This is a genomic window from Microcoleus sp. MON1_C1, assembly GCF_036701945.1.
Classification (GTDB): domain Bacteria; phylum Cyanobacteriota; class Cyanobacteriia; order Cyanobacteriales; family Microcoleaceae; genus Microcoleus.
Genome location: NZ_JAUBRO010000016.1, coordinates 108,394 through 125,112 on the forward strand (window position 1 = coordinate 108,394; position 16,719 = coordinate 125,112).

Here is a 16,719-nt window from a genome sequence, read left to right on the forward strand (position 1 = left end):
TATACCCTGCTTGGGAGCCATGATAGCGACAGGAAGCTCGCACTGCACTCCGCAAATTATGATTCGGAGGCACACGGCAACGATATAAATTCAAAATTCTTGACTGTTGGGTGATTAATTGCTTCTGACAAACTCCAAACTTAAGACTAGCAATGATCAACTGCTTGGGGGAAATTGTCAATCCAACAATCGATGTCTCCGAGTACCCGATCGGGAATTTCCCATGGGAACAAGTGGGCTGTATTTGGATAGCACTGCCACTGACAATTGTGGAGGTGGCGGGCTGTTTCTAAACTCGATGCTGAGGTAATGTGCCGATCGCCCTCTCCGGCCAACACCAAGCAGGGACATTGAATGTCGCCCAGGTGGAGCAGTCGATCGTATCCAGCCCTCAGAGCAGTATTTAACGCTGTGGTGGCCGTGTTGGAAGTCTTGAGGTAGGCGGGGGTACCTGCCTGTGCTAAGTAGCGGTAAGGGGTGGCGTTATGCTGTTGTATCAAATAGCGAAAGAGCGATCGCCTAGCAAAAGTATCGATATTCCACTGCCAACCGGGTATGGCCCAATTGATAATTCCGGCTAAACCGGTGTAAAGGTTATCTTGCCAAGAGATGGGAGGGTGACTTCCTCGCGGTTTCGCTGCGGATGCAAGTAGAATCAAACCGGTGACTCGCTGGGGATATTTCATGGCTAATTCCAGGGCTAAAATCCCTCCCAAAGACCATCCGATCACCAAACACCGATCGACTCCTAATCTGTCTAATAGTGCTTCTAAATCCACCAGATGATCGGTCATTTCAAAGAAAGTTGAGGTGCGACTGTTGCCGTAGCCGCGCAAGTCTGGGGCGATCGTTTGGAAGCGTTGTGATAGGTGTTCTGTGAAGACGGACATACAATCGCCGGAACCTGGATGGCCGTGCAAGCAGAGAATCGGAAACCCTTTGCCTTTGACGGAAACACTGAGTTTGTGATGCGGCATTTTTTAACTGTTTGGGCGGTGCGTTGTCCCCGCTATAAATTGTATATTCCAGCGGTTAAAAGTTGGGGTTTCGGACAATGTAATCGGCAATTTTAGAAATAGACTGGCGCATTTGTAGCTCACCGCTGCGGCTGTCAATCACAGTAATCACATAGGCCTCGTCGTCAACGCTCATCGCTAAAGTTGTGCCGAGTACCCGAGAATTTTGGCCGGTTTTTTCGCCCAACCACTGAGCTTTAGTTCCTTCCAAGGCGGCAAATCCCAGAGCGTGATCGTACTGGCGGTTGAGAGTTTCTATTAATAGTTTAGCACCGGGTGTTTCGCCGTTGTAAATTTGCACCATCATTTCGGTGAGTTCGTTAGCAGTCAGGCGGTTGCGACCAGAACCGGGGTTGGAGGGCATAATTCTTTCCCCCATCAACTTGAAGTTGACGCGGGTGACTTCGTAGCCGCTATTATCTAAATATTGATTGATGTAATCCGATCCCAAATAATCGATTAGTTGATTGGTGGCGATATTGCTGCTGCGATAGATCATTTCTTCTAACAGTAACTGTAGCGGGTAATTGCGATTGGACCTAATCTTTGCCGATGCGTCTTCGGTGAAATTACCGCGACTGACTAATACTTCCTGATTCAGACTAATTTTTTCTTTTTCGACTTTTTGCATCAGGGCGACAGCAATCGGCAATTTAATTAAGCTGGCTGGACTGGCTGGAGGTACATCGCCCCGCAGGTTTACGCATTCTCTAGAAAGGTTGCAAACACCGATCGAAGCTTGAGCCGACAAACCGCTTTCCCGGGCAAGCGCACCCAAAAAATCAGATTTTGCTTGCTGCACTTGAAAGGTTGCTGCTGTTAAATTTTCCCGGTATTCTTGAGTTTTTGAGGCAGTGAGGGAAGCTAAAAATGAATTTTGAGGAACTTCCTGCAAGTTGTTGAGGGCCTGATGCCAGAAAAATTGAGTTTGCTGCGAAGATTCGATCGACTGATTTGGCTGCCGTTTAGTTTCTACAGCTCGGTTGGCTAAACGGACTGCTTGCTGTAAGTCGTCCTTAGCCCTCTGTTCTACTAATATTTGAGCTTCCACCGCTTGCAACTGCTGTAGCAGTTGTTCTTGAGGATTGGCTGCGAAGGGAACTAAGCCGGAGAGGAGGGTTGGTTCTGGGGACGGAGAGGAGGGTTGTTCTAATTCGGTGATCAGCCGATCGCGAATTTTGTAGAGTTCGTCTAGGGAACGCGGGTTAGATGATTGAGAGAATGAACTTGCGATGGTTAACATCTGAACCAGTCCGATGCCGGCTACTACTGCCGCCATCTTGTTGGCGATCGACAAAAAACACCTGATATCTCGCATATTTAACATCCTCAACACCACCACATTCAATATAAGCAGCTCTTGTTACATCAGTCAAACAGTTGGAGATTTTAGATGGGAGATTTTAGATTGAAGAACAAATCTAAAATCTAAAATCTAAAATCTAAAATCTAAAATGGTTTTAATCGCGCCAATGTGGCAAAATAACCAAGATAAAGGGAGCGATCGCACCAAAGCAATCAACCCCCTTTAAATATTGGGAACTATCTACTTTTTGCGCCGCCGTCGCCAGTCAGCACCCAACCGCTTGAGGTAATCCCAACCGCGTTGGGGCCAGACATGATCGCTACCGATTTTTTCGGCAATCCAGCGAGCTACTTTGGGGCCTGTCCAGTCTCCGCCGTCGGGGGCAGGGCCTTGCAGGGCTTGTCGCAGTTCTTCTTGCTGTTCAGGATTCAGCAAGGATTTCGCAGGAGGGGGCTGGCGGTCTCCGCTGCGATTTCTCACAGAGTTAGGCCCTTCTCGGTTGTAGCGCTGGACAATTTCTTTGGCGTAGTCGTAGTTGAGGCCTACGACTTGGGCTGCTTGTTTGATAGTCCAATTTCTGGAAACTAACAGCAGCAAGTGCCAGCGGCGCGACTCTGTGGTGTTTTGTGCCTGCCGGTAGCGAATTTTGAGTTCCTCTGCCGTCAGGTGGGATTCTAAGTGAGCTTTAGGTGGCATTCCTCCAACGGGGCATCGGGAACTTCTTACCATATATCTTTGGTTTTGGGGATAATTCCGGATGAAATTATTTTCCTGGGGATCGTTCGGGCAAATAAGTAGCTTTTTTTACCCCAGATGCACGCAGCTAGACACTGTTGAGGAAGGACTGCTGTTTTTTTGCAGGTGCGCGCAACAGGAGACCTCGGCGTGGCGGTGAGCGTTTCGAGCTTTTTTGTGAACCCCAGATTTCTGAGAGCCTTTTTGACCTCTGGCACAAGGGGCGTGTATGGGAAAAGGTCGATCGCTATTTTCTTCGATCGCGCAGCCGCCATTAATTCACTCGGATGACTGATAACTTTCAGTAATTTTTGACTAAAAAAGTGTTCTTCATAATCGGGTTATAATTATTAGGGAAGGTGCCGCCATAATCTAATATTTTATTTTCATGCTTTTCTCGTTTCAGTTTATTATTTCCTAAATAATCAGGAGGCGACTAATATCGTAAAAAATCAGCTTCAGATGCTTCAATCTATGTTTTTTAAACTAAATTATATGTACCAAAATTGGTAACTTATTTTCAGTAACTATTTTAATAGTGTCTGAATATTTTTCCCGGAATAAAGCAGTAACTATCTGGGATTAGTTTATTTTTTAGGTCATTTATTTATACCCTAAATCCTGGGTGGCGTCGAAGAGAAGCTGGATTCTAATATTTGATAATTTAGATGACAGAATTGGGAATGACTGATTTCCTAATGATTGTGATCTTGCATACACATTCTTGGACGCAGAACCTAATTATGTAGGGCCGCACTGCACACCTTACCCCTTACTCATATAAATTTCGCGTCAAACCACTTTTTGCATAAGTCCTGATACAGTTGCATTCATAGTTTTTTAAAAGATTAGGTAAAAAACTTGCTCGCTATTTTGTGTCCGGTGGGATTTTGGGAATTTAATCTATTGTGGATAAAATGACCGATCGCGCGATCGAACTTTCGCCACAAAAATAGCGGACTTTGCATTCGGGCTGTAAGTGCGTGCAATTGCCAGCTATATTAACTGTATTGTCTCAAAGTAGAAATGATAAAGGTACGAGCATGGCATCCATCCGCGAGTTGCACCGACAACTGGTCAATAAAGAACGCTCTGCTGTGGAAATTACTCAAGAAACATTAGACCGAATTACCCAGCTAGAGCCGAAGTTGAAAAGCTTTCTGTGCGTGACGGCAGACAGCGCATTGGCGCAGGCCCATAAAGTGGATGCCCAAATCGCAGCCGGAGAGCAAATTGGCCTGTTGGCCGGCATCCCGATCGCCGTTAAAGATAATATGTGTACCGAGGGCGTTCCCACAACCTGCGCCTCTCGAATTTTGGAGAATTTTGTGCCTCCCTACGATGCAACCGTCGTCTCCAAACTCCAAGCAGCCGGTGCGGTGATTGTGGGTAAGGCGAATATGGACGAGTTTGCAATGGGGAGCTCGACAGAAACTTCTGCCTATCAAGTTACCGCGAATCCTTGGGACTTGGAGCGCGTGCCCGGAGGGTCTTCTGGGGGTTCTGCCGCAGCAGTGGCCGCTGGAGAATGCGTCGTGAGTTTGGGTTCGGATACTGGGGGCTCGATCCGCCAACCTGCTGCTTTTTGCGGGTTGGTGGGGCTGAAACCGACTTATGGGTTGGTTTCTCGCTACGGTTTGGTAGCCTATGCTTCTTCTCTCGATCAAATCGGGCCCTTTGGCCGGACTGTTGAGGATACGGCGATTTTGTTGGGGGCGATCGCCGGTTACGATCCGAGAGATTCCACGAGTCTTAATGTCCCAATTCCTGACTACGCTCAAGCTTTAAGACCCAGTTTGCGACCGAAGGGTCAGATTAGAATTGGTGTAATTAAAGAAACTTTTGGTGTAGGGCTGGACTCGGGGGTTAAAGAAGCGGTTACTAAGGCGATCGAGCAATTTCAACAATTGGGCGCAGAAATTCAAGTCATTTCTTGTCCCCGCTTCCGCTACGGTTTGCCCACTTACTACATCATTGCTCCCTCGGAAGCTTCGGCAAATTTGGCGCGATATGATGGAGTCAAATACGGTTTCCGGTCTCCAGATCCCGATAATCTTTTGGATATGTATGCCAAAACCCGCTCTCAAGGGTTCGGTGCGGAAGTTAAACGCCGGATTGCGATCGGCACTTACGTATTGTCGGCTGGATATTACGATGCCTATTATCTAAAAGCTCAAAAAGTTCGGACTTTGATTAAAGAAGACTTTGAAAAAGCTTTTTCTCAAGTTGATGTTTTAGTCTGTCCCACAGCTCCTACTACCGCATTTAAGGCAGGCGAAAAATTTAATGACCCCCTGAGTATGTATTTGTCAGATTTGATGACTATTCCCGTGAATCTTGCTGGTTTGCCAGCTTTGAATTTGCCCTGCGGATTTGATGATAAAGGACTGCCCGTGGGTATACAACTGATTGGTAATGTTTTGCAAGAATCTCGGTTGTTTCAAGTGGCTCACGCTTACGAACAGTCTACGAATTGGCACTTACACCACCCGGAATTGCATTAATTTTGGAAAATCGGCGGAATAGGGCGGCGGAAGTTAGTAATCGATCTTGGCTAATTGTCTGAATTAATCATTTGCCATTAGCTTTTGAGCGATCTCTACTTTCCCGCGTGCTCTATCTATGAACAATTTGCTAGTATTCCTTTTGTCTAAATCGCTAATAGCTTTTGGGATAGTTTTTGCCGTTGCTTATTCTGCTGCTTGTGTATTCCTATTTGTAGCGCAAGGTAAGTTTATCTTTTTTCCCGCGCGGGCGATCGAAACTACGCCAGATGATTTTCAGTTGAAATATCAAGATGTCTCGCTGCCAATTCCAACTAAAACAGGCGCGGTGCACAGCGTGCACGGGTGGTGGATTCCTGCCTCGGAAAATCCTCCCAGCCCCCCCCTAGCAAGGGGTGGAGCAAGAAAGGGGGAGGCTGTTCCCTCTGTTAACACCGGAGACTCGGATACCCCCCCCAGCCCCCCCTTGCCAAGGGGGGGAGCTAGAGGAGTCGGAACGTCCCCGCAAAGTGAGAGACCGGCAGTCGCTCCGGTTCCCCCCCTTAACAAGGGGGGGTTAGGGGGGGTAGTTTTGTACCTGCACGGCAATGCTTCAAATGTGGGAGCAAATGTCGAACACGCTTATCGATTTCATCGATTAGGTTTTTCGGTATTTGTGATGGATTATCGTGGTTATGGAAAAAGCCAGGGCGATTTTCCGAGTGAATCTCAGGTTTATGAGGATGCTCAACTTGCTTGGGATTATTTGGTGAAACAGCGGGGGATTAACCCGAATCAAATTTATCTCTACGGTCATTCTTTGGGAGGGGCGATCGCGATCGATCTAGCCGTGCGCCACCCGGAGGCGGCAGGGTTAATCGTAGAAGGCTCTTTTACTTCGACGCGGGCGATGGTTAATTTCCAAAAAGGGCTGTTTTGGATGTTTCCGATAGATTTGTTGCTGACACAGCGGTTTGATTCTCTTTCAAAAGTCGATCGCCTGCAAATGCCCGTGCTGTTTATTCACGGGACTGCTGACAATGTAGTTCCAGTGGAAATGAGCAAAAAACTGTTTGATGCAGCACCTGAGCCCAAACAGCTTTACATAGTTCCTGAGGGAGGCCACACTAATGTGGCACAGATCGGGGGCGCAGAATATCTGCAAATACTGAGCCAATTTTTAGGTTCTTCAAAGTAGATAAAAGCTATTGGCGGTAACAGGTTAAGTTTGATATCTGTACCGCCTGCTCGCACTTCTAACACTACATATCTGAAGCGGAGCATTTATGGCGATGATACCGTTTAGTAAAACCTTAATACATTCAGCCACCAGTCATTCAAGGCATAGCAATAATTGCAGTAATTGTTCGTGCTTATCGCTGGTTCTTTCTTAACTTCGCAGCCTCGCCGAGATGTTTTTTGGTCTGGCATCCGGGCGCCGCAGAGATTGGCATCTGTGAGATTAGCTTTGTTCAATCTCGCATCCCTCAAGTCGGCCGATCTAAGGTCGGCACCGCTGAGATTTGCACCGCTTAAATCGGCTTCTTGGAGGTCTGCACCCCTGAGATTTGCACCGCTTAAATCGGCATTTCTCAGGTCGGTTCGACTTAGTTTAGCGGCGCTCAAATTACTGCATTTTAAATTAGCCAACTGGAGGGATGCGTCTCGAAGAAAACTCTCGCTGAGGTTGGCATTTTCTAAGTTTGCTCCCCTGATGTCGGCCCTGCTCAGGTCGGCGTTGCTGAGGTCGGCGTCAGCCAAAAAGGCGTTTCTCATGTTGGCGTTGTTTAAATTAGCTTCCATTAAGTCAGCGGCAGTCAAGTCGGCATCAACTAAGTCGGCCCTGCTGAGAGTGGCGCGGCTCAAGGAAGCGCCAAACAAATCTGCACGGCTCAAGGAAGCGCCAAATAAGTCGCATCCGGGACATCCTCTGGTTTCTAGCAGCCGCTTGACTAGAGAGAGATTTTGAGCTTGCAAGGGAAGTGCGGCGCAAAATGGGAGTAGCATTATCGCTGCAGTCAGAATTTTCAGTTTGATTTTGGTCATAGTCTGGGTAAGTCCTGTAACTGCCTTTCATCACCGATTTTTCTGCTGGACTTACGTGCGGGGGACCAAAAACCCGGTTTCCTCGTTAATTCCTCGCTGTCAAACCCAATCTTCTAAGCAGAAACTGGGTTGTTTGCGTAAGTCCTAGTCTAGTGGATGGACGTGAATCGACGGTGTAAGGTTCGATCGCGCTCACGGATATTACTTACGCGTTGGGGATGAAAGCCCGCACATCAAGGCTCCGTGGCAGCGAACGGCGAACGGCCGGAGGCGCTAAATGCCAGGGATTGGGGAGCGTGCGACGGCTGCGACAAGTGACCGACTCGGACAACGGATAAGTATTTGTAAGCGATGCAGTTGGATTTTTCTGCCGAGGGCGATCGTTCTCCGTACAGGCGATAGGTAAATAAGCCAATTGGCTTAGACTCTTAAGACATATTGCTGATGCGCTGCCTTCTCTAAAAAAGATAGCATTTTTGTGTGATCCCCGAAAGAATACCGAGCAAGCAAGTATAAAAAAAATACCTGGTGTCTCGGCGGGTGGGAAAATTGGGTACAGCTAATACTTTCAGACGAGGAAAATAGATGTCCAACAGCATAGATCAACTTGCAGAAGGCGGCAGGGGGATCAAACTCATGTGGCAGATTGCAGACGAGCTAAGTTACACCCGGACTCTCGACAATCGAAATTGTTTGTCGCTGACCAAAACTTACGAAGTAGAAAATCGCAATCGCTCCCAAAATATAAAAAAAGCTAGCGTTTTAGATGGGTTAATGAATTTATTAAACACCTGGGATTGGCAGACTGAAAAACAGCAGGAAGAAGATCTGCATGAAACTTGTATTCAACATATTAGCCTGCAAGTCAACACAGATGTCAATGCTTTAACCCAAGTTTTGTTGTGGTTTGAACAGTTGAAAGATCTATCGCTCTCCAATGAAGTGTGGTGGAACTTTCAGTTGGCTTTAGCCGAAGGTTTCACTAATGCAGTTCGCCACGCTCACAAAAATCTGCCAGTAGAAACTCCTGTTCAACTGGAAATTAGGGTGTTTAAGGGACGGTTGGAACTCAAAGTTTGGGATTGCGGCCCGTGTTTTGATTTTGATGCTAAGCTGAAGGAAATTCTGGCAGCAGATAGAAATAACGGCTTGGATTTAGAGGTTGTGAACGATACTTGCTTAATGCCTACCAGACAGAAAACTGTGGAACAGTCTCTATTTCTAATTGCTGGGTAGCTTGGGAGTGAGGGACAATTAACAGACTGGCACGGTGAAAAATGTGTTAGGCTAAAAACGGTGTTAGGGGAAAAGTTACGGGTTTTGTCTCCACGTGGGTGAGGGGTTTTGAATACTGCCGACCTGCTGCGGCTTGGTTTAAGAGCTCTGGTCTTGGGTGACTCTATAGCGGTTCGATAGAAACGGGTGCATCTGTCTAATTAAATATTAAAAACTAAATATCAAAAGTTAAAAATTATTCACACTAATTTTTGAGCTTTTAATTTATCATAGTATCTGGTCGCTCGCCAATTACTAATGATTTCCAAAGAAACTTTATTTGTTCTGTCTCTATTCCCCTACTTGGGATTTCTCTGGTTTCTGACTCGCTCGGGAAAAACACCCCGTTTAGCTCTGATGGGATTTTACGGCACTCTCGTTTTTGTGGCTGTGACTATTCCCGCCGCAATTTACGCAAAAGTTGCCTACAACGAGTCACTAGCAAATGTCGATTGGCTGCACGGTTCTGCAGAACTATTCTTAACAATTGCCAATATTTTATTAGTTTTAGGCTTTAGAGAAGCGGTGATTAAAGCCAAAGCATCGTCACAGAAGGGCGGCGAGGAGCCAGAGTGTCTTTTAGATGGGGGAGAATAGCCGAGCTCATCTCAGTTTTGTATTTACTCTCCGCATAAATGCTCCAGAATAGCCGTAGTTAACAGTTAACTGTTGACATACCAGTTTGTAAGCCGCCAAACGGCAAAATTTTAGGAAAGGATTAGAATATATGGAAACTCACATCAAGCACTTCTAGTGTCCTAACCTTGGTTTCTTGCCACGAGCTCAACTTGAGAGCCGAGATTTTGGGTTAAGAAAGCAAGTTTCTCAGGTGTTATCGAGAATGCTGCTTTGGGCGTGAGTGGAAACAGACTACCATGTTGCTAAGTTTAGCTGTGGTGGGAATCTCCAGGCCGGAAAAAAGATGAGCTATTGCCTCAATCCCCATTGCCAAAAGCCGCAGAATGCTGACTCAACTAATTTTTGTCTGGCGTGCGGCTCTAAATTGCTACTGAAAGAGCGTTACCGCGCCATTCAACCTATCGGTGAAGGAACATTTGGCAGAACTTTTTTAGCTGTCGATGAAGATAGGTTGAAAACTCCCTGCGCCATCAAACAATTTTTCCCCCAAGTTCAAGAAAAAGCTGAATTAGAAAAGGCAACTGCACTGTTCAAACAAGAAGCTCATCGGTTGCACGAACTCGGAGAGCACCCGCAGATTCCAAGTTTGCTGGCTTCTTTTGAACAAGCCAAACGTCTGTATCTTGTGGAAGAGTTAATCGAGGGAAATAATTTGTTTCAGGAGTTGCAGCAGCGGGGAGCTTTTAGCGAGGAACAGATTTGGGAATTGTTGATCAATTTGTTGCCTGTTTTGCAATTTGTTCACGAGCAGCAGGTGATTCATCGAGATATTAAGCCGGAAAATATTGTGCGGAGAACTCCCCAAACCTTGTGGGCTGCGGCGGGATATAGCACCTCAACTCCTGGTAAAGGAAAAGGAGGGGCAAATTTACCTCAATCTTCTGCTGGTATGAAAGGGCTAATTGTCGCTGAATCTCCTGCTGTACAGGGGAAGGCCAGGGGGGGTCAGTTTGTGCTAGTAGATTTTGGAGTTGCTAAGCACATTACCGGCCTTTCTGAGGCGCAAACTGGGACGATAACTGGAACTGCCGGCTATGCGCCGATCGAACAAATTCGCAGCGGCAAGGCCTATCCGGCGAGCGACCTTTACAGTTTGGGCGTTACCTGCATTCACCTGCTAACTGGGGCGGTATTGAAGGATTTGTTCGATGCTTTGGAATGCAAATGGATTTGGCGATCGCACTTGGCGCAAAAAGGCATAAAAGTCAGCCAAAAATTAGCAACTATTTTGAATAAATTGCTCAAAGATTCGGTACGAGAGCGATATCAATCCGCTGCTGAAGTGTTGCAAGACTTGGTAAATTTTGGGCAATATCCCCGCTCTCAAATCAGTTATAATTCGCCCACCAAAATTGCTATTAATTCGCCAGTAACTAACTCGCAGCCAAATACAGCAACCGCCGTCTCGACCGCGCCGCCCCAGAAGATTCATGTTGTGCCATCCGCTGGCAATCCGAGATTATTGTCGTCTAATAACTGGCGGTGCGAGCGCATTCTCCAGGGCCATTCAGCCCCGGTTAATGCTGTGGTTATTAATCCTCAAGGTAATATTCTCGCGAGCGCCAGCGACGATAAAACAATTAAGCTGTGGAACCTGCAAACAGGTGAATTCATCCATACTTTTTTCGGCCATTCCGCAACGGTTGATGCTGTGGCAATTAGCCCAGACGGGAGAATGCTGGTTAGCGGCAGTTTTGACAGAAAAGTTATTGAGTGGAAGCTGGATAAAAAGGCGATGATTCGCGAATTTTATAGCGATTTTGGTTCGCCGTACAGTCACCGCTACGGCTCCGTGTACTCGGTGGCTTTTAGTTGCGACTCGGGAGCGATTGCGAGTGCCAGCGGCGACCAGAGTATTAAATTGTGGAACCAGCGCAACGGAGAATTGGTTCAAAAACTTTCGGGACATTCTGATAAGGTTTTATCTGTTAGTTTTCGCCCTCAAAGTATGATGCTTGCCAGCGGCAGTGCTGACACAACTATCAAGATGTGGCTTGTAGGTATTGGGGAGAGTGTACGGACTTTTGTCGGTCATTCAGATTGGGTTTATGCGATCGCATTTAGTCAAGATGGCAAGACGATTGTCAGTGGAAGTGCCGACGCTACTGTTAAATTGTGGAATGCCGATACAGGGGAATTGATTAATACTTTGAGCGGGCATTCAGATGCGGTAATTTCGGTGGCGATTAGTCCAGAGCGCGAAATTATGGCTAGCGGCAGTCGAGACGGTACGGTTAAACTCTGGAACCTGGAAACAGGAGAATGTTTGTGCTCTCTTGCTGGGTGCAATCCGGTGGCTTTTAGTCCTGACGGTCAAACTTTAGTCACCGGTGGGGATGGCAGCGAAGTGTTAATTTGGCGCGCGTCTGTTTAGTTGGGCGAGATAAGTGACATACTTGTGAAGGCGCTCGGTGTTAGTGTCAAGTAAGCGACTGGCCCAAGAATGTACATTAAGTTGCGATCGCATTTCTCGAAACACCGCAGCATCCCCGCGATTGTCTAGAGGAAAAACCCAAGCATCAAATCCAGCCGACTTAAGACGGCTAACAGTTCCCTCGCCATCTTGCACCCACAATTGAGGGTTAATGCGAACGGGTTGACAGGAATATTCACCGACAACAATTCCCCCCACCGACACGCTAGCATCTTCTCCCCGATTGGAAAGTTCTTGCAAAATAGCTTTGAGGGAATTGAGTTTTTTCCCGTCTTGTACTTGCTGTGGTGTCAGCTTGACAATCACCATTTCTAAAACTTCCACAGGTTTTGTCGATCGTACAATGTTGACCGGTTGCGCCGCCCAAGAATTTTGTGTTTCCGGTTGCGCCGCCCAAGAGTTTTGTGTTTCCGGTTCCGTCGCCCAAGAGTTTTGTGTTTCCGATTGAACCCTCTCGATTTCCTCTGTAACCTGTACTGTTTCCACCGGCTTGGCCGTGTCTACAATTATCTGAATTTCCTCCCCATCTTTCTCAATTTTTCCACTAATCTGTAAGATAGCATTCTCTACAATGTAAGGCTTCACTTGTTCGTAAGCCTTGGGGAACACAACAGCTTTTATTTGATGTGTCAAATCTTCTAATTGCAAAATTGCCATGGCATCGCCTTTTTTTGTCACTACCATTTTGATAGCGTTGAGCATGACAATAACTGATACTTTACCCTTTTTCTCTGCTAGCTGTTCGAGAGTCACCACATCGGGATCTGGGTTTACTTGCATGAGAAACTTCAGGGGATGTTCTGATACATAAAAGCCAAGCAATTCTTTTTCTAAACGCAATTTTTCCTGTTTGTCATAATCTTGTACCAATTTAGATTTGGGCGCAGACTCATAGGTATTGACCGACTTCCCGAAGCTATTCGTACCTAACAAGTCAAAGAGATTACCTTGCCCGCTTTCTCTATCTCTTTTGCGCTCTTGCGCCCATTTCATCACTCCTTCGAGGTCGTTTACTAATTGCTTGCGGTTGTTTTCAATTTTATCAAAAGCACCGCATTGAATTAATGCTTCTAAAGCGCGGCGGTTGACAGAATGGAGATTTACGCGATCGCACAAATCAGCCAGCGATTTAAACTTACCCCCTTCCTGCCTCGCTGCCAAAATATTTTCAATCGCCGCTTCTCCCACATTTTTAACAGCCGAAATTCCAAACAAGATTTTATCTTTTGCCGAGCCAGTCATCAGTTTGGGAAGCGGTGTAAAAGTAAGTTCCGAGCTATTAACATCGGGCGGCTCCACCTCAATACCCAGCTTGAGACAATTCGCAATATATTTCTGTACTTTATCCTGATCGCCCCTGTTAGCAGTCAGCAGTGCAGCCATGTATTCTAGAGGATAATTCGCCTTTAAATACGCCGTTTGATAAGTGATATACGCATAGGCCATTGAATGGGATTTATTAAAACAGTATTCCGCAAATTGCAGCATCTGCGCGAACAGTTTCTCAGCAATTCTTTGACTGACTCCATTCTTAGTTGCACCGTCGATAAACGTTTCTTTTTGCTTCTGCATTTCATCAGCTTTCTTCTTGCCCATTGCACGCCGCAGCAAGTCAGCTTGCCCCAAAGAATAGCCCGCCAAATCTTGAGCCATCCGCATAATTTGCTCTTGAAAGCAAAGCGTTCCGTAAGTCTCTTTTAAAATCGGTTCTAATAGCGGATGATCGTACTCAACTGTTTTACCGTGCTTGCAGTCAATAAACTGAGGAATCAAACCTGCATCCAGCGGCCCGGGTCGGTAAAGTGCCAAAATAGAAGAAATATCATCCAGACAGGAAGGTTTGAGTTTTTTCACTACATCCAGCATTCCAGAGGATTCTAACTGAAAAATACCTTCTAAATCTCCTCTTTCTAAAAGTCTATAAGTTTTATCTACATCATTTGGTAGCTTTTTGATTCTGGCAAAAGTCTCTTGAGCTCTGCGCTCTATATCAGAAGGTAGCATTTCTGGATCTACAATTAGATTTTGGGTGTGCTTAATATAATCAACTGTTTTCTGGAGCGTTGTTAAATTTTTCAAGCCCAAAAAGTCCATTTTCAGCAGCCCCAAAAATTCCAAATCTTCCATGAAATATTGGGTAATTACAGCACCCTCATTATTTTTTTGCAGCGGTACAAGTTCATCCAAGGGCTCTGAAGAAATTACCACACCTGCTGCGTGAACGCCATAGGTTTTGTTGGTTCCTTCAATGCGAATTGCCATGTCAATCCACTGACGAACTGGGACTTCTGTCCCTGTTTCTTCATTGATGCAAATTGTATTTTCATAGTTGTCTTTAAATTCCTGTGCAGGTGTGTCATCGGAAATCATCACTTTAAGTTTTTCCGGTTTTCCCCGGGACACGGGAATTAATTTTGCCATTTCGTCTGCTTTTTTGTAGGGAATACCTAACACCCTGCCAACATCTTTCAAGACAGCTTTTGATGTCATTCTGTTGAAAGTAATAATTTGCGCTACGCGGTCGCTACCATATTTTTCCGTAACGTATTTAATCATGTCGTCCCGCCTTTCTATGCAGAAATCGCTATCAATATCTGGCATGGATTTGCGTTCGGGATTGAGAAATCGCTCGAATAGTAGTCCGTGGTGTACGGGGTCTATATTGGTGATTTTGAGGACATACGCAACTAGAGAACCTGCGGCCGAACCGCGTCCTGGCCCTACTGGAATATGATTGTCTCTAGCATATTTTATGTAGTCCCAAACTACTAAAAAGTATTCCGAAAAGCCCATCTGCTGAAGCATTTTCAGTTCGTATTCTAATCTTTGTTTGTAGACGGGGGGGATTTCATTTCTGGTGCGGGCTTTGAGGCGTTCTAAGAGTCCCAGCCAGGATATTTCTTCTACATAAGTATCGGCTGTATGTTCTGGGGGAATTGGAATTGTGGGAATCCGAGCTTCTCCTGTGAGCTCGTATCTCGATACTTTATTTGCGACTTCTAGGGTATTTTCGATCGCCTCTTTGATTGTTTCATCATCCAAATGGTCTCGAAACAGTTGCGCCATTTCGTCTGCGGACTTCAGATATTCTGTGCCGCTGTAGCGCATCCGCTTGTCTTCTTCAATCAGTTTGTTGGTGTTAATGCACAGCAAAGCATCGTGTGCTTCTACGTCGTTGCAGGAAATATAGTGAGAATCATTGGTGGCAATTATTTTAATCTTGAGTTCGCGGGCAATTTTGACGATTTCAACATTAACAATCCGATCTTCCGGGGAACCGTGGTCTTGAATTTCTATATAGTAATCTTCCCCAAATACTTCTTTATACCATGTGGCTACTTCGCGGGCAGTATCTAGCTTGTTTTGCAGAATCATTTGGGGAACTTCGCCGCCCAAACAAGCACTGGTGACAATTAAACCTTCGGAATATTGTTTTAGCAGTTCCTTGTTGATGCAAGGGCGGGCAAAAATACCTCTTTCAGGCATTCCCTTTAAATGGGAAATTGTGGTTAGCTTGACAAGGTTTTTATAACCTTGGGTATTTTTAGCTAAAACAACTTGATGGTATTTTCTTCTACCTCGAACTTTTACTTCTATGTCGCCGTTGACGACATACATTTCGTTGCCAATAATCGGCTTAATATTTTTATTTCGGCAAACTTTGATTAGCTCGATCGCCCCGTACATCACCCCGTGGTCTGTAAGGGCGATCGCGGGCATCCCCAATTCCACCGCCCGTTCTGCGAGCTGTTGTAGCTGAGACGCCCCATCTAGTAAGCTATAATCGCTGTGAATGTGCAAACCAACGAAGGACATAGGGATTTAAAATATAAGATTTGAGAATTTAGATTTTACACCATTGGCGTGTCAAAGCGTAAAATAAAAAACAAAGCTTTATATCACTCTTGAGCGGGTTTGCGCTGGGGCTTCTAAAAGTGCAAAAGATGAGGTTGTCGCGCTATTGATGATTGAATGGGTAAATTATTCTCGATCGCGATCGAACTTTTACAAATTTGCTTGTTTCAAATAACCTTCCAAATCTTTAATCCGTTCTTGCGTCACTCTAGCCCTGCAATAACCGTAGGTAGAAGCAGCCAAAGAACCGCCTTCAAACTGCCCTTTTGCATAATCACAATTTTGATCTCGAAATGCGATCCAAGTACCCTGTGCCGCAGTCAATCTCTGCTTTTGTCTACTGCTGATTTTTGCTTGCAGTTGCTGATATACTTGATTGAGCTTTCTGTCTGCGGTCTGAAACTCTTGACTGGAACAGACATTCATCTCTAGCGTGGTTTGAGGACTTTTGCAGTTAGGCTGTTGGGCGACTTGTACGGGAATGTTGCTGGCTTTGCTGGGAAGCAAAAATCCGGCTGTCAACAAAAGCAAACTCGCCGCAAATTTTACCCAAATAGTGCTATTTTTCACTAAGTTTCTCCCTTTTTTAATCTTTAATTTTTCTCGGCTGGCTGAAACGATCGCCAAATCCACCAAGCCGCCGCCCACAGAGTAAAATTGCCGATGAGAGTCATCCCCGCTTGCAGGGTAACAATCCATTCTAGGGCTGGGGAGTTGTCAAAATAGTGCCATGTACAAGCACACATCGCGCTGACGAGAGCGGGCAGCATTGCGGCGGAAAGGGCCCACCAAGCTCGGTTTTGAGTGACTTCGCCGTAAGTCCAAATTAACCAGATGGCGGCAATCCACTCGATGACGCTAGAGATGTGAATAATCCAGGTGGGAATTGACAAAGCGTGCATTTTTTGTATTGTGAACGAAGATGAAAAA

12 protein-coding genes are annotated in these 16,719 nt (G+C 45.9%); 5 read left to right on the forward strand and 7 right to left on the reverse strand.

Annotated features, from left to right (window positions below; all coding sequences use genetic code 11):
* Nucleotides 1-146 precede the first annotated feature (146 nt).
* The 3 genes from QUA62_RS11575 to QUA62_RS11585 all read right to left on the reverse strand — a co-directional run bounded on the left by QUA62_RS11575 (nt 147) and on the right by QUA62_RS11585 (nt 3,018).
* Complete coding sequence (locus tag QUA62_RS11575; protein ID WP_333404087.1) at nt 147-977, reverse strand: alpha/beta hydrolase; 831 nt, start codon at nt 975-977, stop codon at nt 147-149.
* 55 nt (nt 978-1,032) lie between these two features.
* Nucleotides 1,033-2,343, reverse strand: a complete 1,311-nt coding sequence (locus tag QUA62_RS11580) for a serine hydrolase (RefSeq protein WP_333404090.1) — start codon at nt 2,341-2,343, stop codon at nt 1,033-1,035.
* A gap of 219 nt (nt 2,344-2,562) precedes the next feature.
* Nucleotides 2,563-3,018, reverse strand: a complete 456-nt coding sequence (locus QUA62_RS11585; RefSeq protein WP_039886916.1) for a helix-turn-helix domain-containing protein — start codon at nt 3,016-3,018, stop codon at nt 2,563-2,565.
* Nucleotides 3,019-4,100: 1,082 nt separating this feature from the next.
* Between QUA62_RS11585 and gatA the strand changes: the two genes are divergently transcribed.
* Entirely contained in the window at nt 4,101-5,561 is a 1,461-nt protein-coding gene (gene gatA, locus QUA62_RS11590) for an Asp-tRNA(Asn)/Glu-tRNA(Gln) amidotransferase subunit GatA (protein ID WP_333404125.1), read from the forward strand.
* Nucleotides 5,562-5,679: 118 nt separating this feature from the next.
* Entirely contained in the window at nt 5,680-6,738 is a 1,059-nt protein-coding gene (locus tag QUA62_RS11595; protein WP_333404092.1) for an alpha/beta fold hydrolase, read from the forward strand.
* 104 nt (nt 6,739-6,842) lie between these two features.
* Here QUA62_RS11595 and QUA62_RS11600 read toward each other — a convergent pair whose 3' ends face one another.
* Nucleotides 6,843-7,547 (reverse strand): pentapeptide repeat-containing protein, encoded by a 705-nt coding sequence (locus QUA62_RS11600; protein ID WP_333217635.1) that lies wholly within the window; start codon nt 7,545-7,547, stop codon nt 6,843-6,845.
* Nucleotides 7,548-8,171: 624 nt separating this feature from the next.
* On the opposite strand from QUA62_RS11600, the gene QUA62_RS11605 reads away from it, so the two are divergent.
* From QUA62_RS11605 to QUA62_RS11615, 3 genes are all read left to right on the forward strand, one after another.
* On the forward strand, nt 8,172-8,822 hold the full coding sequence (locus QUA62_RS11605; RefSeq protein WP_333404094.1) for an ATP-binding protein: 651 nt from the start codon (nt 8,172-8,174) through the stop codon (nt 8,820-8,822).
* A gap of 297 nt (nt 8,823-9,119) precedes the next feature.
* Nucleotides 9,120-9,458, forward strand: a complete 339-nt coding sequence (locus tag QUA62_RS11610) for a DUF3593 domain-containing protein (RefSeq protein WP_190656609.1) — start codon at nt 9,120-9,122, stop codon at nt 9,456-9,458.
* Nucleotides 9,459-9,783: 325 nt separating this feature from the next.
* Entirely contained in the window at nt 9,784-11,874 is a 2,091-nt protein-coding gene (locus QUA62_RS11615) for a protein kinase domain-containing protein (RefSeq protein WP_333404096.1), read from the forward strand.
* Here the strand turns inward: QUA62_RS11615 and QUA62_RS11620 are convergent.
* From QUA62_RS11620 to QUA62_RS11630, 3 genes are all read right to left on the reverse strand, one after another.
* Nucleotides 11,851-15,750 carry a DNA polymerase III subunit alpha gene (locus QUA62_RS11620; RefSeq protein WP_333404098.1) on the reverse strand — a complete coding sequence of 1,300 codons (3,900 nt, stop codon included), beginning with the start codon at nt 15,748-15,750 and terminating at the stop codon, nt 11,851-11,853. The genes QUA62_RS11615 and QUA62_RS11620 overlap by 24 nt on opposite strands.
* A 189-nt stretch (nt 15,751-15,939) precedes the next feature.
* Nucleotides 15,940-16,359 (reverse strand): lysozyme inhibitor LprI family protein, encoded by a 420-nt coding sequence (locus QUA62_RS11625; protein ID WP_333404100.1) that lies wholly within the window; start codon nt 16,357-16,359, stop codon nt 15,940-15,942.
* A gap of 23 nt (nt 16,360-16,382) precedes the next feature.
* The gene (locus tag QUA62_RS11630) at nt 16,383-16,691 is read right to left on the reverse strand and encodes a DUF2499 domain-containing protein (protein WP_333404102.1); all 309 of its coding nucleotides are present in this window, start codon (nt 16,689-16,691) and stop codon (nt 16,383-16,385) included.
* Nucleotides 16,692-16,719: the final 28 nt, after the last annotated feature.